Here is a 17,970-nt window from a genome sequence, read left to right as displayed (position 1 = left end):
GGAGGGTTAGGAAGGGTCTACCGGGTGTCCGCGCGTCGCGTCGCCTACCAGCGACCGGGCGAACTGCGGAAAACCCGCAATTATAGGCGGCCGCCTCCTAATCAAGCCCTTCCGGGGGCCTTCTTAGCCCAGCCCGACCAGCTTGTGGTGCCCGGCGTGCTGGTTGACGATGGCCTGGGGACCGAGCGAGCCCACCAGCATGCCCGTCAGCGCAGCCAGCACGCCCGCCAGCTGGGCGGGAAACTCCGCGCCGGCCGGAGTGGCCAGGAAAACCCCCCAGGTCAGCAGGCCCAGCACGATGGAGAACAAGGCACCCTGGGTCGTGGCCCGTTTCCAGTACAGGCCGAAAGTCAGGGGCACAAAGGCCCCGACCAGGGTGACCTGGTAGGCGCCGGACACCATTTCATAGATCGAACTGCCCTGCATCTTGATCGCGTAGAGCAGCACCAGGGTGCTGAAGACCAGTACGGTGATGCGCATGGTCTTCAACTCCTGCTTGTCGCCCATATGGGGGTTGAACTGGCGCCAGATGTTCTCCACGAAGGTCACACTGGGCGCCAGCAACGTGGCCGAGGCGCAGGACTTGATGGCCGACAACAGCGCACCAAAGAAGAGCACCTGCATGATGAAAGGCATCTTCTCCATCACCAGGGTGGGCAACACCTTCTGCGGATCTTCCTTGATCAGCGCGTCGGCCTGCTCGGGCATGATGATCAGGGCGCTGACCACCAGAAACATGGGCACGAAGGCGAACAGGATGTAGAGCGCCCCGCCGATGATGGCGCCGCGCGAAGCCGATTTTTCGCTGTCTGCCGACATCACGCGCTGGAACACGTCCTGCTGGGGGATGGAACCCAGCATCATGGTGATGGCCGCGGCAAAGAAGAACACCACGTCTTTGAAGCTGGGCTCGGGCAGGAAGTTGAACATGTCACGGCTCACGGCCAGGGCCACCACCTTGTCGGCCCCGCCGGCCAGATTGCCTGCGAAGATGGCCAGGATGCTCAGGCCGACCACCAGGATGATCATCTGGATGAAGTCGGTCAGGGCCACGGACCACATGCCGCCGAACAGCGTGTAGGCCAGCACCGAGACCACACCGATCACCATGCCCACGGGGATGCTGATGGCCCCGCCTGAGAGCAGGTTGAACACCAGGCCCAGGGCCGTGACCTGGGCCGAGACCCAACCCAGGTAGCTCAACATGATGATGAGCGAGCAGATAACCTCCACGCCGCGGCCATAACGCTCGCGAAAGAAGTCGCTGATGGTCAGCAGCGTCATGCGGTAGAGCTTGGCGGCGAAGAAAATGCCCACCAGGATCAGACAGGAACCCGCGCCGAAGGGGTCTTCCACCACGCTGCCCAGACCGCCACCCACAAACTTGGCGGGGATGCCCAGCACCACCTCGGAGCCGAACCAGGTCGCGAAGGTGGTGGTGACGATCATGACCAGCGGCAGGCGGCGCCCGGCGATGGCGAAATCGGCCGAGCTCTTGACCCGTTTGGCGGCCCACAGGCCGATGGCGATGGTCACCAGCAGGTAAACAATGACGAGGGTCAGCAGCACCTTGGTCTCCTGGGAATTTGGCTCGGGATTATCCCTAAAACAGCTGGAAGCGGATCACCATCTGAACGACGATCAATCCCAGAGCAAAACCTATGCCCGCGTAGATCAGGGCCTGCAGCAGGCGGTTGGTGCGGCGTTGCTCGGCCAGCAGCGCCTCCAGCTCGCGCCGGTCCCGGCCACCGGCCCCCTGCTTGAGGAAATCGTGCAGCAGGCGCGGCAGGTCCGGCAGCATCTTGGCGTAACGCGGGGCCTGGTTCTTGAGCTCTTCCAGCAGCTTGCGCGGACCGATCTGGTCGGTCATCCACTTCTCCAGGAAGGGCTTGGCCGTACTCCAGAGGTCCAATTCGGGGTCGAGCTCGCGGCCCAGGCCCTCGATATTGAGCAGGGTCTTCTGCAGCAGCACCAGCTGGGGCTGGATCTCCACATGGAAACGGCGCGAGGTCTGGAACAGGCGCATGAGCACCATGCCCAGCGAGATCTCCTTGAGCGGCCGGTCGAAATAGGGTTCGCAGACGGCGCGGATGGCGGACTCGAGCTCGTCCACGCGCGTGCGCGGCGGCACCCAGCCCGACTCGATGTGCAGCTCGGCCACGCGCTTGTAATCACGCCGGAAGAAGGCCGTGAAGTTCTGCGCCAGATACTCCTTGTCGTACTCGGTCAGCGTGCCCACGATGCCGAAGTCCAGCGAGATGTAGCGCCCGAAGGTGGCCGGGTCGGTGCTGATGAAAATGTTGCCCGGGTGCATGTCGGCGTGGAAGAAGCCGTCACGGAAGACCTGGGTGAAGAAGATGGTGACCCCGTCGCGCGCCAGCTTCTTCATGTCGACACCGGCCTCGCGCAGGCGCGCGGTCTGGCTGATCGGGATGCCTTTCATGCGTTCCATCACGATGACATCGCTGTGGCAATAGTCCCAGAACATCTCGGGGATCAGCACCAGGTCCAGGCCGTCCATATTGCGACGCAGCTGGGCGGCGCTGGCGGCTTCGCGCACCAGGTCCAGCTCGTCGTGCAGGTATTTGTCGAACTCGGCCACCACCTCGCGCGGCTTGAGGCGTTTGCCATCGGCCGAGAGGCTTTCCACCCAGCCGGCCATGAGGCGCATCAGGCTCAGGTCCTTCTCGATGGCCGGCAGCATGCCCGGGCGCAGCACCTTGACGGCCACTTCGCGCTCATGCCCGTCGCGGTCGATCAATTTGGCGAAATGCACCTGGGCAATCGAGGCGCTGGCCACTGGCACGCGCTCGAATTCGCTGAAGATCTGGGCCACCGGCTTGCGGAAAGCGCGTTCGATCGTGGCCACGGCCACCTCGGAGGGGAAAGGCGGCACGCGGTCCTGCAGCTTGGCCAGTTCGTCGGCCATGTCCGCGGGCAGCAGGTCGCGCCGTGTGGAGAGCACCTGGCCGAATTTCACGAAGATCGGGCCCAGACGCTCCAGCGCCTCACGCAGGCGCTGGCCGCGCGGCGCGTCCAGGTTACGGCCAAACGAGACGATGCGTGCGATCACCCGCAACCAGGGTTTCTGGAAACTCGTCAGGACCAGCCCGTCCAGACCGTAGCGCAGCACGATCCAGACGATGTAGGTGCCGCGCAGCAGCCGGGTCATTCGGCGGCTCCGGGCTTCGCCTTCTGCAACCAACCCCGCAGCACCTCCAGGGTGCGGCGCGCGGCCTGCGCCAGGCCGTGGGCCGGCGCGTCGCCGATCAGGCGGGCCAGGTCTTCCTCGATATCCCAGCGCACATGATCGACCAGCCAGTTGATCTCGGCCGCCAGTTGCACATCGCCTTCGATGCGCACGGGCGGCTTGTCACCGGCCAGGGTGGCCTGCACCAGCGCCATCGGGGAGGTTTCGGTCACGGCCAGGGTCAGGTCGGACGGGGCATCGGCCGCGGCCAGGTCCAGCAGGCCGGCCGGCGTGAGCTGCAGCTTGAATTCGAATTCGCGCCAGTGGAACAGCACCACCCTGCCCTTTTGCCGGGCCAGTCGAGCCATGGCCTCGGGTTCCTGCATCAGCACGTGGTTGAGCAGCAGCACGATACGTCGCTGCACCTCCTGCACGGCCCAGGCGGGCGGCTGCAGGGTGGTGCCGAGCTTCTGGAAAGCGTCTTCCAGCAATGAAAAAGGGGACTGTGTTGCCATAGTCCCCGATTATTGATTGAAAAGAGCGCTGCTCTTCGCTTCTTACTGCAGGGCTTGCACCCCTGCCACCAGCCAGCCACCGCTGCCGTCGCGAGGCTTGACCATGTTCCAGACCTCACGGAAGGGGCTGGGGCTGGCCTGCGGGGTCTCGCGGATCATGCCGGAGAACTCGACGCTGGCCATGTAACCGTCGCCCAGCTCCTCGATGCCCAGCAGTTGGGCCTGCAGCATCTGCACATCGGTCAGGTTCACGGCGCCGCCCGTGTGAGCCTCACGTTCGGCCAGCTGGGCGCTGATTTCGGCCAGCATGTCGTCGGTCATCATGGAACGCAAGGTGCCCATGTCGGCCTTGTCCCAGGCCGCCTGCAGCAGGATGAAGTTGCTCTTGGCCGCCTTGAGGAAACCGTCGGCGTCAAAACCGGCCGGGATGCTCCAGGTGCTGGGCAGGGCCGAACCGATGACGACGCCGGAAGCGCCCTGTGCGGAACCGTCGAAAGCGGTCTGGTTGCGCTCCCAGGGGCGTGCCGAGGCGTCGTTGCCGACATTTTCCGGACGGTAGGCCGGGCTGGCCGTGGCCACGTCACCGACACCGGCGCCCTGGAAGGCGTAGCGGCCGGTGGCCGGGGTCGCCGGTCGCCGGCTGCGCATGAACCAGCCAAAGGCCATCATGGCCAGCAACACCACCAGAGCGATCAGCATGAACTGGCCAAAGGCCTCGCCCATGCCCAGGGAACTGGCCAGCCAGGCCAGGCCCAGGCCGGCAGCCAGGCCACCCAGCATGGCACCCCAGGGTTTCTTGGGCGCAGGGGCCGGAGCGGCTGCGGGGGCTGTCGGAGCGGGCTTGGGCGCGGCTGTGTTTTGCGTCGGCGCCGTCGGGGCGGCCTCGCGCTGCGTCACATTGCTCGACTGCTTGCCGACCGATTTGCCGCCGCCCAGGCGCTTGGCCTCGACGTTGACAGTGCCCAGGGCCAGGACCAGCGACAGGGCGAGAGGCCAGAATTTCATGTTTGCTCCAAAAATACCTTGTGGGTGCCGCATCCCCTGATTAACTCAAAACGGGATGTCAGCACCTGATTCCAACATGAAGTGCCACCACACCGCCACTCATGTTGTGAAAATCCACATGACCGAATCCGGCTTTTTTCATCATGGCCTTGAGTTCTTCCTGGCCTGGATGCATGCGGATGGACTCCGCCAGGTAGCGGTAGCTGTCGGCGTCGCCGGCCACCAGCTTGCCCAGCTGGGGCAGGATCTTGAAGGAATACCAGTCGTAGGCCTTGGCCAGGGGCGGCGCGACTTTGGAGAACTCCAGCACCAGCAACTTGCCGCCGGGCTTGAGCACCCGGCACATCTCGGCCAGGGCCTGGTCCTTGTGGGTCATGTTGCGCAGGCCAAAAGCCACGCTGACCAGATCGAAATGGCGGTCCGGGAAGGGCAGTTTCTCGGCGTCGCAAACCACGGTGGGCAACACCACCCCGGCGTCGATCAGGCGGTCGCGGCCCACGCGCAGCATGGCTTCGTTGATGTCCGTATGCACCACCTGGCCCGTCTTGCCGACTTTCTTGGCAAAAGCCAGGGCCAGGTCACCGGTGCCACCGGCGATGTCCAGCGCGCGGTCGCCTTCCTTGAGCTTGGCCACCGTCACGGTGTAGGCCTTCCAGAGCCGGTGCAGTCCGGCGGACATCAGGTCGTTCATGACGTCGTATTTGGACGCCACCGAATCGAACACACCGCGCACACGGCGCGCTTTTTCAGTCTCGTCGACCGTCTCGAAGCCGAAATGGGTACTGCTCATGGTCAATGGGTGCTGCAGCCGTGACCGGCTTTTTCGGGCATGGGCGCATCGCGGTCCACACCGGCCGCCTTGAGGCGGGCCTCGTAATCGGCCCAGAGCTGTTCCTGCTGCGAACCGAGGAAATAGAGGTAATCCCAGGAAAAGATGCCGCTATCGTGGCCGTCCGAGAAGACGGGTTTCACGGCGTAGTTGCCCACGGGCTCCAAATCCGCCAGCTCCACGTTGCGCTTGCCGGTCTGCAGCACTTCCTGGCCCGGGCCATGGCCCTGCACCTCAGCCGAGGGCGAGTAGATGCGCATCAGCTCGAAAGGCAGGCGAAAGGTCTTGCCGTCGGAAAAGCTGACCTCCAGCACACGCGACTTGCTGTGCACCGTGAGATCCTGTGGCGTCGGGGCGCCGGCTTGCAAACCTGCCATGGAAGTCTCCGTTTAACGTTCTAACTTAGACCAACACGCGCTCGATCCCGCCGGCATTGGCCGCGGCCACGTACTCGGGCATCCACTGCTCGCCCAGGATCTGGCGCGCCATCTCGACCACGATGTAATCGGCCTCCAGCAGGCCGTTCTGCAGATCGTTGCCGTAGCGGTTCAGGCCCTGCAGGCAGCTGGGGCAGCTGGTCAGGATCTTGACGTTGTCCTTCGCACCCACCAGGCCGGCCTCGCGCAGCTCGGTTTCACCCTTGCGGATCTCCTCTTCCTTGCGGAAGCGCACCTGGGTGGACACATCGGGCCGGGTCACACCCAGAGTGCCGGACTCACCGCAGCAGCGGTCGCTCTTGAGGACGTTGTCCTTCGAGTCGCCCGCCAGCAGGGTGCGTACCGTCTTCATCGAGTCGCCCTGCTTCATGGGGTTGTGGCACGGCTCATGGTAGAGGTAACCGCCCTGAGCCCCGCTGAGCTTGATGCCCTTTTCCAGCAGGTACTCGTGGATGTCGATGATGCGGCAGCCCGGGAAGATCTCCTCGAACTTGTAGCCCTGCAGCTGGTCATAGCAGGTGCCGCAGCTCACCACCACGGTCTTGATGTCCAGGTAATTCAGGGTGTTGGCCACGCGATGGAAGAGCACACGGTTGTCCGTGATCATCTTCTCGGCCTTGTCGAACTGGCCGCTGCCGCGTTGCGGGTAACCACAGCAGAGGTACCCCGGCGGCAACACGGTCTGCACACCCGCATGCCAGAGCATGGCTTGCGTGGCCAGACCCACCTGGCTGAACAGGCGCTCGGAACCGCAGCCCGGGAAATAGAACACCGCCTCGGTCTCGGCCGTAGTGGCCTGCGGGTCGCGGATGATTGGGACGTAGTCGGCGTCCTCGATGTCCAGCAGCGCGCGCGCGGTCTTCTTGGGCAGGCCACCGGGCATCTTCTTGTTGATGAAATGGATGACCTGCTGCTTGATAGGCGCGGTGCCCACGGTCGCCGGCGGCCTGGCCGTCTGGCGACGCGCCAGGGTGCGCAGCAGCTGGTTGGCCAGGCGCTGGGCCTTGAAACCCACGTTCACCATGGCCGAGCGCATCAGCTTGATGGTCTCGGGGTTGGTGGCGTTGAGGAAGAACATCGCCGCCGCATTGCCGGGACGGAAGGACTTCTGTCCCATCTTGCGCAACAGGTTGCGCATGTTCATCGACACGTCGCCAAAGTCGATCTTGACCGGGCAGGGCGAGAGGCATTTGTGGCAGACCGTGCAGTGGTCGGCCACATCCTCGAACTCCTGCCAGTGCTTGATGCTCACGCCACGGCGGGTCTGTTCTTCGTAAAGGAAGGCCTCGACCAGCAACGAGGTCGCCAGGATCTTGTTGCGCGGGCTGTAGAGCAGGTTGGCGCGCGGCACGTGGGTCGAGCACACGGGCTTGCACTTGCCGCAGCGCAGGCAGTCCTTGACGCTGTCGGCGATGGCGCCGATGTCGCTCTGCTGCATGATCAGCGACTCATGGCCCATGAGACCGAAGCTGGGCGTGTAGGCGTTGGTCAGGTCGGCCGGATGGGCGGCTTCGCGCAGCAGCTTGCCGCGGTTGAAGTGGCCTTCGGGGTCGATGCGCTGCTTGTAATCGGCAAAGGGTTTGAGCTCCGCATCACTCAGGAACTCGAGCTTGGTGATGCCGATGCCGTGCTCGCCGGAAATCACACCGTCGAGCGAGCGCGCCAGCGCCATGATGCGCTTGACCGCACCATGCGCGGCCTGCAGCATCTCGTAATCGTCGCTGTTGACGGGGATGTTGGTGTGCACATTGCCGTCACCGGCATGCATGTGCAGCGCCACCCAGACCCGTCCCTTGAGCACACGCTGGTGGATGGCCTGGCATTCGGCCAGGATGGGCGCGAAGGCACCGCCGGTGAAGATGTCCTGCAGGGGCGCGCGGATCTGCGTCTTCCAGCTGGCCCGCAGGCTGTGGTCCTGCAGCTGCGGGAACAGCGCGTCCACGTCCTTCAGCCAGCCCTGCCATTGGGTGCGCACCTCGCGTACCAGGGCCAGGGCCTGCGCCACACGGTCTTCCAGCAGCTCGGCCGAAGCGATCTCGCTGGCGTCGTCGAGCTTGCCCAGGGGCAAATTGCCTTCCGTGAAGAAATACTCCAGCTCGTCGGCCAGCTGGATCTTGTTGCGCAGCGAGAGCTCGATGTTGATGCGCTCGATGCCGTCCGTGTACTCGGCCATGCGCGGCAGCGGGATCACCACGTCCTCGTTGATCTTGAAGGCGTTGGTGTGCTTGCTGATGGCGGCCGTGCGCTTGCGGTCCAGCCAGAACTTCTTGCGCGCCTCGGCGCTGATGGCGATGAAACCCTCACCGCTACGTGAATTGGCGATGCGCACCACCTCGCTGGTGGCGCGCGCCACGGCGTCGGTATCGTCGCCCACGATGTCGCCGATCAGCACCATCTTGGGCAGGCCACCGCGCTTGCTCTTGGTGGCGTAACCCACGGCCTTCAGATAACGGTCGTCCAGGTGCTCCAGGCCGGCCAGCAGCACGCCGCTGCGTTTCTGCTCGGCGAACATGAAGTCCTTGATCTCGACAATGCTGGGCACCGCGTTGCGCGCGTGGCCGAAGAACTCCAGGCAGACCGTGCGGGTGTGGGCCGGCATGCGGTGCACCACCCAGCGGCTGCTGGTGATCAGGCCGTCGCAGCCTTCTTTCTGGATGCCGGGCAGGCCCGCCAGGAACTTATCCGTCACGTCCTTGCCCAGCCCTTCCTTGCGGAAGCTCGGGCCTGGAATGTCCAGGCGCTCGGTCTTCACCAGCTTCTTGCCGTCGGCTTCGAAGTACTTGAGCTCGAAGCTGGCGACCTCGGCGTCGTGGATCTTGCCCAGGTTGTGGTTCAGGCGCGTGACTTCCAGCCAGCCCGCGTCGGGCGTGACCATGCGCCAGCTGGCCAGGTTGTCCAGCGCCGTGCCCCAGAGCACGGCCTTCTTGCCGCCCGCGTTCATCGCGATGTTGCCGCCCACGCAGGATGCCTCGGCCGAAGTCGGATCCACGGCGAAGACAAACCCGCCGCGCTCGGCGGCATCGGCCACACGTTGCGTGACCACGCCGGCTTCGGTCCAGATGGTGGGCACGGGCTTGTCCAGCCCCGGCAGCTGCACCATCTCGACCTCGGTCATGGCCTCGAGCTTCTCGGTGTTGATCACCGCGCTCTTCCAGGTCAGCGGCACGGCGCCGCCGGTGTAACCGGTGCCGCCCCCGCGCGGGATGATGGTCAGGCCCAGCTCGATACAGCCCTTGACCAGGCGCGCCATCTCGGCCTCGCTGTCGGGCGTGAGCACCACGAAGGGGTACTCCACGCGCCAATCGGTGGCGTCGGTCACATGCGAGACACGGCTCAGGCCGTCGAACTTGACGTTGTCCTTGGCGGTCAGGCGGCTGAGCGTGCGCTGGGCCTTGCGGCGCAGCGCGGCAATTTTCTGGAAAGAAGCGTCAAAGGCCTGGACCGCGCGGCTGGCCGCTTCCAGCAGTTCGCCCACCAGCGCGTCGCGCTGCGGATCGGCCTGCGGGGTGCGGCGCTTCTGTACCTCGCCCAGGCGATGCTGCAAGGCATCCACCAGCAGCTGACGGCGCTTGGGGTTGTCCAGCAGGTCGTCCTGCAGATAGGGGTTGCGCTGCACCACCCAGATGTCGCCCAGCACTTCGTAGAGCATGCGGGCCGAACGGCCAGTACGGCGCTCCTCGCGCAGCTGGTTCAACACGTCCCAGGCCCGGGAGCCGAGCAGACGGATGACGATCTCTCGGTCGGAGAAGGAGGTGTAGTTGTAGGGGATTTCGCGGATGCGCTCGTGCCCATGCGGCGCGTGGCCGGCTGTGTCCACGAATTGTGCTAGCGGAGTCGGTGCGTTCATGGCAATCTGGAATATCAGCCAGAACGGTACAACCGGCTGAGGCGAGATGTTACCGCAGTGCAACAAAGGGCGGATAACAAGCGCATCGGGGCCCTGTCCGCATCATGGAAACCCCGCATCCGAAGATGACCGTAACCGAGGCTTAATCTGCTTGTCACATTTGCCGCCTAGTCTGGCAGGCTTGTCCACAAGGAGCATTTCATGAAATTTCCCGTGCAACTGAGCGCCGTCGCCCTGTCGGCCCTGCTGCTGTCCCCCGCCGCCCAGGCCCAGACCGAGATCCAATGGTGGCATTCCATGGGCGGCGCCCTGGGCGAATGGGTCAACGACCTGGCCAAGGACTACAACGCCAGCCAGAAGGACTACAAGATCGTCCCCACCTTCAAGGGCAGCTATGACGAATCCATGACGGCGGCCATCGCCGCCTTCCGCGCCGGCAATGCACCGCACATCCTGCAGGTCTTTGAAGTGGGCACCGCCACCATGATGGCCAGCAAGGGCGCCATCGTGCCCGTGGCAGAAGTCATGAAAAAGGCCGGCGTGAGCTTCGACCCCAACGCCTACGTGCCTGCCGTCGCTGGTTATTACACCGCCCCCAACGGCCAGATGCTGAGCTTCCCCTTCAACAGCTCGACCCCGGTCTTCCACTACAACAAGGACGCTTTCAAGGCTGCCGGCCTGGACGCCGACAAGCCGCCGACCACCTGGCCCGAAGTGGCCCTGGCCGCCGCCAAGCTCAAGGCTTCCGGCCACAAGTGCCCCTTCACCACCAGCTGGGCCAGCTGGACCCAGCTCGAGAGCTTCTCGGCCTGGCACAACGTGCTGTTCGCGACCAAGAACAACGGTTTCGGCGGCCTGGACACGCGCCTGGCCTTCGACACGCCGCTGCACGTGCGCCACATCGAAAACCTGGCCAACATGGCCAAGCAGGGCCTGTTCGTCTACAAAGGCCGTGGCAACGCGCCCGACGCCACCTTTGTCTCGGGTGAATGCGCCATGATGACCGGCTCCTCGGCCCTGTATGGCAACGTGGTGCGCAACGGCAAGTTCGGCTACGGCATCGGCACCCTGCCCTATTACCCGGACGTTCCGGGTGCACCGCAGAACACCGTGATCGGCGGCGCCAGCCTCTGGGTCATGTCCGGCAAGAAGGCCGAGGAGTACAAGGGCGTGGCCCAGTTCTTCGCCCACCTGTCCAAGCCTGAAGTGGCCGCCGCCAGCCACCAGCGCACCGGTTACCTGCCCGTGACCAAGGCCTCGTTCGAACTGACGGACAAGTCCGGTTTCTACAAGAAGAACCCCGGCACCGACGTCTCGGTCACGCAGATGATCCGCAAGACCACCGACAAGTCGCGCGGCGTGCGCCTGGGCAACTTCGTGCAGATCCGCACCATCGTTGACGAGGAACTCGAAGGCGTCTGGTCGGGCAAGAAGGGCGCCAAGGAAGCCCTGGACGCCGCCATCAAGCGCGGCAACGAGCAGCTCGAACGCTTCCAGAAAGCAAATAAGGGCTGAGCCCTTATTTGCTTCGCAAGTTGCATTGACGGCCCCCTCCCCAGCCCTCCCCGCCCAGCGGGGAGGGTGTTTCTTTTAGCAAGGGCACAATCGCGATATGGAAAAACGCGTCCGTTTCAAATCCTGGTGGCTGCCCTGGCTGCTGGTGGCACCGCAGATGGTGGTGGTGCTGGTCTTCTTCTTCTGGCCGGCCGCCCAGGCGCTCTACCAGAGCGTGCTGAGCCAGGATGCCTTTGGCACCTCGACCGAATTCGTGGGCCTGGAAAACTTTGAGCGCCTCTTCAACGACGCGAGCTACCTGGCGTCCTTCAAGACCACGGCCCTGTTCTCGGTCCTCGTGGCCGGCTGTGGCCTGGTCATCGCCCTGTTGCTGGCCGTGATGGCCAACCGTGTGATCCGCGGTGCCACGGTCTACAAGACGCTGCTGATCTGGCCTTACGCGGTCGCGCCGGTGGTTGCCGGTGTGCTGTGGCTGCTGATGTTCGCCTCACCCTACGGGGTGGTGGCCTATGCGCTCAAGGCCATGGGCATGGAATGGGACCACCTGCTCAATCCCGACCACGCCATGGCACTCATCGTGATGGCTGCGGTGTGGAAGCAGATCTCCTACAACTTCCTCTTCTTCCTGGCCGGGCTGCAATCCATCCCGCAATCCTTGATCGAAGCCTCCACCATCGACGGTGCCTCGCCCTGGCACCGCTTCTGGACCATCGTCTTTCCCCTGCTGTCGCCCACCACTTTCTTCCTGCTGGTGATCAACGTCGTCTACGCCTTCTTCGACACCTTCGCCATCGTTGATGCGGCCACCCACGGCGGCCCGGGCAAGGACACCGCCATCCTGGTCTACAAGGTCTACTACGACGGCTTCAAGGCCCTGGACATGGGCGGCTCGGCCGCCCAGTCGGTGATCCTGATGCTCATCGTGGTCGCACTGACCGTGCTCCAGTTCCGCTTCGTCGAGAAAAAGGTTCAATACTGAAATGATCGAACGACGCCCCTGGCTGACTTTCCTGTCCCACGCCATCCTCATCGTCGGCGTGCTGGTGGTGGTGTTTCCTGTGCTGGTCACCTTCATCGGTTCGACCCAGACGGCGGAACAGATTTCCACGAGCAACCCGCTGTCCCTGTGGCCGGGCGGCAATTTCATCGAGAGTTATCGCCTGGCCCTCTTCGGCGGCAAGACCTCGGGGGGCTCCACCATCGCGCCGGTAGCCCCCATGCTCTGGGTCAGCTTCGTCAGCGCCATGGTGATCGCGCTGGGCAAGATCGCCATATCCCTGCTGTCGGCCTTCGCCATCGTCTACTTCCGCTTCCCGGCACGCGGCCTGGTGTTCTGGATGATCTTTGTCACGCTGATGCTGCCGGTGGAGGTGCGCATCGGCCCGACCTACCAGGTGGCCTCCGATCTGGGCATGCTCAACACCTATGCCGGCCTGACCATCCCTCTGATCGCCTCAGCCACCGCCACCTTCCTGTTCCGCCAGTTTTTCCTCACCGTGCCCGACGAACTGGTGGAAGCCGCGCGCATGGATGGCGCCGGCCCCATGCGCTTCTTCTGGGACGTGCTGCTGCCCCTGTCCAAGACCTCGATCGCCGCGCTCTTTATGATCCAGTTCATCTACGGCTGGAACCAGTACCTCTGGCCACTGCTGGTCACCACCAACGAAAACATGTACCCGGTGGTGCTGGGCATCAAGCGCGCCATCTTTGGTGAGGTCTATGTGGAATGGAACGTGGTCATGGCCACGGCCATCCTGGCCATGATCCCGCCGGCCCTGGTGGTCATCCTCATGCAGAAATGGTTCGTCAAGGGCCTCGTGGACACGGAAAAATAAAGCAGAACGACTATGGCCTCACTCACCCTCTCCAACGTCATCAAGCGCTACGGTCATGGCCCCAAGGCCAACCAGGTCATCCACGGCGTCAACGCGTCCATCGCGGACGGCGAATTCATCGTCATCGTCGGCCCCTCGGGCTGCGGCAAATCCACTCTGCTGCGCATGGTGGCCGGGCTGGAGGAAATCAGCGGCGGCGAGATCTGTATCGGTGAGCGCGTGGTCAACGAGCTGGAGCCCGCCGCGCGCGACATCGCCATGGTGTTCCAGAATTACGCGCTTTATCCGCACATGAGCGTCTTCGACAACATGGCCTATGGCCTGAAGATCGCCAAGGTACCCAAGGACGAGATCCGCGCCCGGGTCGACAAGGCGGCCGGCATCCTCGAGCTGGCGCCTTTCCTGGCGCGCAAGCCGCGTGAACTCTCCGGTGGCCAGCGCCAGCGCGTGGCCATGGGTCGCGCCATCGTGCGCCAGCCCCAGGTTTTCCTCTTCGACGAACCGCTGTCCAACCTCGACGCCAAGCTACGCGCGCAGACCCGCCTGGAGATCCAGAAGCTGCACCGCGAACTCGGCATCACCTCGCTCTTCGTCACGCATGACCAGGTCGAGGCCATGACCCTGGCGCAGCGCATGATCGTCATGAACGCCGGGCGCATGGAGCAGTTCGGCACCCCCGAAGAGGTCTACCACCGGCCAGCCTCCACCTTCGTCGCCAGCTTCATCGGCGCGCCGCCCATGAACCTGCTGAGCAGCGCGCCCCATGTGAAGGTCGGCACCGTGCTGGGTATCCGCCCCGAGCACCTGCACGTCGTGCCGACTGCCGCGTCAGATGGCTGGAGCGTGCAGGTGGAAGCCATCGAAATGCTGGGTGCCGAGCGCCTGCTCTACACCCGCCTGGGCAGCGAGCAGCTGATCGTGCGCACGGACGAAAAAACAGGGGCAGCGCCCAGCATCGGCAGCACCCTGCATGTGGTGCCGCAGGCCGACCGCCTGCACAGCTTCGATGCAGTGAGCGGCAAGCGCCTATGAGCGGGGTGGACGCACAACGCTGGCCCTACCCGCGCTGGATCGCCCATCGGGGAGCTGGCAAGCTGGCACCCGAGAACACGCTGGCCGCCTTCCGCCTGGGCGCCACGCACGGTTACCGCATGTTCGAATGCGATGTGAAGCTCAGCGCCGACGGCGTGCCCTTCCTGCTGCACGACGCCACTTTGGAGCGCACCAGCAACGGCAAAGGCACGGCTGGCGAACAACCCTGGCAGAACCTTTCGCAGCTCGACGCTGGCAACTGGCACAGCCGCGCCTACGCTGGCGAGCCCCTGCCCACGCTGCAGGCCGTCGCCCACTACTGCCTGCGCAATGGGCATCACCTCAACATCGAGATCAAGCCCACGCCGGGCAGCGACCGCCGCACCGGCGAGGTCGTGGCCCTGGCAGCCGCACAGCTGTGGCAGGGCCAGGCCATCCCGCCGCTGCTGACCTCCTTCCAGCCAGAAGCACTGGAGGGCGCACGTAGCACGGCGCCGGAGCTGCCACGCGGGCTCTTGCTCGATACGCTGCGTCCCGGCTGGCTGGACACCGCCGTCGCGCTGGGCTGCGTGGCTGTGGTCTGCAACCACACGCTGTGGGATGCAAGCAGCCTCGCACAGGCACGCCAGGCCGGCCTGCGCTGCCTGTGCTACACGGTCAACGACGAGGCCGCGGCCCAGCGCCTGCTGGGTCTGGGACTGGACGGCATCATCACCGACCGGGTCGATTTGTTCGCTCCCGCTTGAGGCCTTTACACCCACTGGTCGTCAACCAAACCGGCGCCTGAAACGTCTTATGGACGTCTAGAATCACGCCCGCGCCTTTTTGCAGGCGCATTTCTTTCGTTGACCATGACCTGATCGGGAGTTCCCATGAAAAAAATCCTCGCGACCGCCCTGCTGTGCGCCGCCATCACCACCCCCGCCCTGGCCCAGAAAGCCAATCACTGGTACCTGGCGCTGGATGCAGGTACGCTGCAGATGAAGAACACCGATTACCCCAACCCGGGCTCGCTGACGGTCTCGGGTGGTTATCGCTTCAGCCCCAACTTCGCGCTCGAAGGCGGCCTGACCGGCTACGGTGACTCCACCCTGGTCTACAACAACGGCACCACCACCGCCCAGCAGGGTGATGCCCGCTTCCTGGCTGTCGGCATCCTGCCCCTGTCGCAGAGCTTCGAGCTGTTCGCCAAGGCCGGCATCGGCTTCCACACCGCCAAGGTCACGGGCACCGGCGCCTACTCCAACACCTACAGCAAGGAAACCACGGCCAACGGCATCATCGGTATCGGCGGCCAGTTCAACATCAACCAGCGCTTCGCTCTGCGTCTGCAGTACGAGTCCCTGGGCAAGGCCAAGAGCAGCCCCAGCGATCCGGGCGCCGATATCAGCCGCGTCACCTTCGGCGGTGTGCTCAACTTCTGAAGCCGCACCAGACTCACGATCAAGCCGGGCAGAGCCCGGCTTTTTTCATGCCCACAGCTGTCAGGGACATAACACCTGGTTACAAGGCCTGATGATGGCGCTTCGATAATTCGGGCCTCACGCCCGGCATGGGCGTGTCATCCAATGCAACCTGAGGACCATCGCCATGAAAAAACTGCTTGCCGCCTTCCTGTTCTGCTGCGCTGCTCTCAGCCCTGCCCTGGCCCAGAATGCGCGCTACTACGCCGCTGCCGACTACGGCATCGTCAGCCTCAGCGGACCGGGCTCCTACTCCAGCCCCGGCGCCCTGACGCTCTCCGGTGGCTACCACTACCTCGACAACCTCGACCTGGAAGCCGGCCTGACCATGATCGGCAGCGCCACGGCCGATGTGCCCGGCCCCGGTCGCGTGAGCATCAACCAGAATATCCTGAGCGCCGTGGCCATCGGCAAGGTGCCGCTCAACAGCAAGTTCCATCTCTTCGGCAAGGCCGGCGTGGGCGTGCACGACGGTGGACTCAATGGCCTGCCCGATGACCTGATCTACGGCTTTGGTGGCCAGATCCGCTTCGACCGGGAGTTCAGCATGCGCGTGCAGTACGAGAGCCTGGGCAAGGTCAAGGTCCCGTCCTCCGACAGCAAGGCGGACGTGACACGCCTGTCCGTCGGCGTCATCTACAACTTCTGAGCGCAGCGCAGACAAAAAAAGCCGGGTCAGCCCGGCTTTTTCATTTCAGCGGCGCCAGCCCCGGGCCAGCAACCACTGCGTGCTGGCCACGACCAGCACCAGCGCGGCATAGGCCATCATCTTGCCGTCACGCTCCAGCCACCACAGGCTGGCCAGCAGGGTCAGCAGACCCACGACAAAATTCACCAGCACCTGCCCCCACCAGGGCAGCAGCCAGGCCTGCTTCCTGAAAAAGGGGCGGGCCAGCAGGGGCAGCAGCACAGCCAGCGCGAAGGCCGGGGCCGCGAAATTGAGCAGGTGGAGCAGGATGTCTTGCAGGGTCATGAGGGCGTTCGGGCACCTGAAAAATGGCCTAAACCATTGATGCGCCTGACAATTTTATAATCTCGCCATGGCAGTCTGGGCTTTGGGCATCAATCACACGACCGCGCCGCTCGATTTGCGCGGCCGTTTTGCCTTTGCGCTCGACCAATTGCCCCCCACGCTGCAGGGCCTGCGCGGTGCGCTTCCCCGCCCGCCCGAGGCCGCCATCCTCTCCACCTGCAACCGCACCGAGATCTATTGCGCCAGCGAGCAGATGGAACTGGCCCCCACACTGGACTGGCTGGCCAAGAGCGGCGGTGTCTCGGCCGAAGAGCTGCGTTCGCACACTTACACACTCGAAGGCAACCAGGCTGCACGCCATGCCTTCCGCGTCGCCAGCGGCCTGGACTCCATGGTGCTGGGCGAACCGCAGATCCTGGGCCAGATGAAGGACGCCGTGCGCGTGGCCGAAGAAGCCGGCGCCCTGGGCACCACACTCAACCAGCTGTTCCAGCGCTCCTTTGCCGTGGCCAAGGAGGTGCGCAGCTCCACCGAGATCGGCGCGCACTCCATCAGCATGGCCGCCGCCGCCGTGCGCCTGGCCAGCAACCTGTTCGAAGACCTGCACCAGGTGCGCATCCTCTTTGTCGGGGCCGGCGAGATGATCGAGCTGGCGGCCACCCACTTCGCGGCCAAGACGCCGAAGGCCATGGTCATTGCCAACCGCACGCTGGACCGCGGCGAGAAGCTGGCCAGTCGCTTCGGCGCCGAAACCATGCGCCTGGCCGAACTGCCCGAGCGCCTGCACGAGTTCGACGCCGTCATCAGCTGCACCGCCAGCACCCTGCCGCTGATCGGCCTGGGTGCCGTGGAACGCGCGCTCAAGCAACGCAAGCACCGCCCCATGTTCATGGTGGACCTGGCCGTGCCGCGTGACATCGAACCCGAGGTCAAGGGACTGGGCGACGTCTACCTCTACACGGTGGACGACCTGGCCGCCGTGGTGCAGACCGGCCAGGCCAACCGCCAGGCCGCCGTGGCCCAGGCCGAGGTCATCATCGATGCCGGCGTGCAGAGTTTCATGCACTGGATGGACCAGCGTGGCAGCGTGCCCCTGATCCAGCAGCTCAATGCCCAGGCTGACGAGTGGCGCGGGGCCGAGATCGCCCGCGCGCGCAAGCTGCTGGCCCGGGGCGAGGACGTGGACACCGTGCTCGAAGCCCTGTCCAAGGGGCTCACGCAGAAGATGCTGCACGGCGCCCTGGCCGAACTGCATGCCGGCGACGCCGCTGCGCGCGAACGCGCCAGCGCGGCCATCCAGCATTTCTTCCTGCGCAAAGAGCGTTAGCG

General features: G+C 64.6%; 16 protein-coding genes. 8 read left to right on the top strand and 8 right to left on the bottom strand.

The window, feature by feature from the left end; genetic code table 11:
• Nucleotides 1-123: 123 nt before the first annotated feature.
• From AC07NT_RS01655 to AC07NT_RS01625, 7 genes are read right to left on the bottom strand one after another with little or no spacing between them, the layout of a single operon-like run.
• Nucleotides 124-1,569, bottom strand: coding sequence for a high affinity choline transporter 1 (locus tag AC07NT_RS01655; protein WP_498598166.1), 1,446 nt, complete (start codon nt 1,567-1,569; stop codon nt 124-126).
• A 34-nt stretch (nt 1,570-1,603) separates the two neighbouring features.
• The gene (gene ubiB, locus AC07NT_RS01650; RefSeq protein ID WP_498598167.1) at nt 1,604-3,172 is read right to left on the bottom strand and encodes a ubiquinone biosynthesis regulatory protein kinase UbiB; all 1,569 of its coding nucleotides are present in this window, start codon (nt 3,170-3,172) and stop codon (nt 1,604-1,606) included.
• Nucleotides 3,169-3,705, bottom strand: a complete 537-nt coding sequence (locus AC07NT_RS01645; protein ID WP_498598168.1) for a ubiquinone biosynthesis accessory factor UbiJ — start codon at nt 3,703-3,705, stop codon at nt 3,169-3,171. Before AC07NT_RS01645 ends, ubiB begins: the two co-directional genes overlap by 4 nt.
• A 42-nt stretch (nt 3,706-3,747) precedes the next feature.
• A complete protein-coding gene (locus tag AC07NT_RS01640; RefSeq protein ID WP_498598169.1) occupies nt 3,748-4,710 on the bottom strand; it encodes a Tim44 domain-containing protein in 963 nt (320 codons plus the stop codon).
• Between the two features lie 58 nt (nt 4,711-4,768).
• Nucleotides 4,769-5,500, bottom strand: coding sequence for a bifunctional demethylmenaquinone methyltransferase/2-methoxy-6-polyprenyl-1,4-benzoquinol methylase UbiE (ubiE, locus tag AC07NT_RS01635; protein ID WP_498598170.1), 732 nt, complete (start codon nt 5,498-5,500; stop codon nt 4,769-4,771).
• A gap of 2 nt (nt 5,501-5,502) precedes the next feature.
• The gene (locus AC07NT_RS01630) at nt 5,503-5,916 is read right to left on the bottom strand and encodes a gamma-butyrobetaine hydroxylase family protein (RefSeq protein WP_498598171.1); all 414 of its coding nucleotides are present in this window, start codon (nt 5,914-5,916) and stop codon (nt 5,503-5,505) included.
• A 25-nt stretch (nt 5,917-5,941) separates the two neighbouring features.
• Entirely contained in the window at nt 5,942-9,823 is a 3,882-nt protein-coding gene (locus tag AC07NT_RS01625; RefSeq protein WP_498598172.1) for a DUF3683 domain-containing protein, read from the bottom strand.
• A gap of 201 nt (nt 9,824-10,024) precedes the next feature.
• On the opposite strand from AC07NT_RS01625, the gene ugpB reads away from it, so the two are divergent.
• The 7 genes from ugpB to AC07NT_RS01590 all read left to right on the top strand — a co-directional run bounded on the left by ugpB (nt 10,025) and on the right by AC07NT_RS01590 (nt 16,317).
• Entirely contained in the window at nt 10,025-11,338 is a 1,314-nt protein-coding gene (ugpB, locus tag AC07NT_RS01620; RefSeq protein ID WP_498598173.1) for a sn-glycerol-3-phosphate ABC transporter substrate-binding protein UgpB, read from the top strand.
• 97 nt (nt 11,339-11,435) lie between these two features.
• Nucleotides 11,436-12,317, top strand: a complete 882-nt coding sequence (gene ugpA, locus AC07NT_RS01615; protein WP_498598174.1) for a sn-glycerol-3-phosphate ABC transporter permease UgpA — start codon at nt 11,436-11,438, stop codon at nt 12,315-12,317.
• A 1-nt stretch (nt 12,318) separates the two neighbouring features.
• Nucleotides 12,319-13,173 (top strand): sn-glycerol-3-phosphate ABC transporter permease UgpE, encoded by an 855-nt coding sequence (gene ugpE / locus AC07NT_RS01610; protein WP_498598175.1) that lies wholly within the window; start codon nt 12,319-12,321, stop codon nt 13,171-13,173.
• Nucleotides 13,174-13,185: 12 nt separating this feature from the next.
• Nucleotides 13,186-14,205 carry a sn-glycerol-3-phosphate import ATP-binding protein UgpC gene (locus AC07NT_RS01605; RefSeq protein WP_498598176.1) on the top strand — a complete coding sequence of 340 codons (1,020 nt, stop codon included), beginning with the start codon at nt 13,186-13,188 and terminating at the stop codon, nt 14,203-14,205.
• Entirely contained in the window at nt 14,202-14,951 is a 750-nt protein-coding gene (gene ugpQ / locus AC07NT_RS01600) for a glycerophosphodiester phosphodiesterase (protein WP_498598177.1), read from the top strand. Before AC07NT_RS01605 ends, ugpQ begins: the two co-directional genes overlap by 4 nt.
• 126 nt (nt 14,952-15,077) lie before the next feature.
• On the top strand, nt 15,078-15,629 hold the full coding sequence (locus AC07NT_RS01595) for an outer membrane beta-barrel protein (RefSeq protein WP_498598178.1): 552 nt from the start codon (nt 15,078-15,080) through the stop codon (nt 15,627-15,629).
• Nucleotides 15,630-15,795: 166 nt separating this feature from the next.
• Nucleotides 15,796-16,317 carry a porin family protein gene (locus AC07NT_RS01590; RefSeq protein WP_498598179.1) on the top strand — a complete coding sequence of 174 codons (522 nt, stop codon included), beginning with the start codon at nt 15,796-15,798 and terminating at the stop codon, nt 16,315-16,317.
• Between the two features lie 45 nt (nt 16,318-16,362).
• Here the strand turns inward: AC07NT_RS01590 and AC07NT_RS01585 are convergent, their stop codons facing one another.
• The gene (locus tag AC07NT_RS01585) at nt 16,363-16,641 is read right to left on the bottom strand and encodes a hypothetical protein (RefSeq protein WP_498598180.1); all 279 of its coding nucleotides are present in this window, start codon (nt 16,639-16,641) and stop codon (nt 16,363-16,365) included.
• Nucleotides 16,642-16,708: 67 nt separating this feature from the next.
• On the opposite strand from AC07NT_RS01585, the gene hemA reads away from it, so the two are divergent.
• Entirely contained in the window at nt 16,709-17,968 is a 1,260-nt protein-coding gene (gene hemA / locus AC07NT_RS01580) for a glutamyl-tRNA reductase (protein ID WP_498598181.1), read from the top strand.
• Nucleotides 17,969-17,970: the final 2 nt, after the last annotated feature.

This window comes from Hylemonella sp. GW821-FHT10B10 (assembly GCF_059415585.1).
Note: the sequence above shows the minus strand (reverse complement) of the source record. Positions and strands in the feature narration are given on the sequence as shown.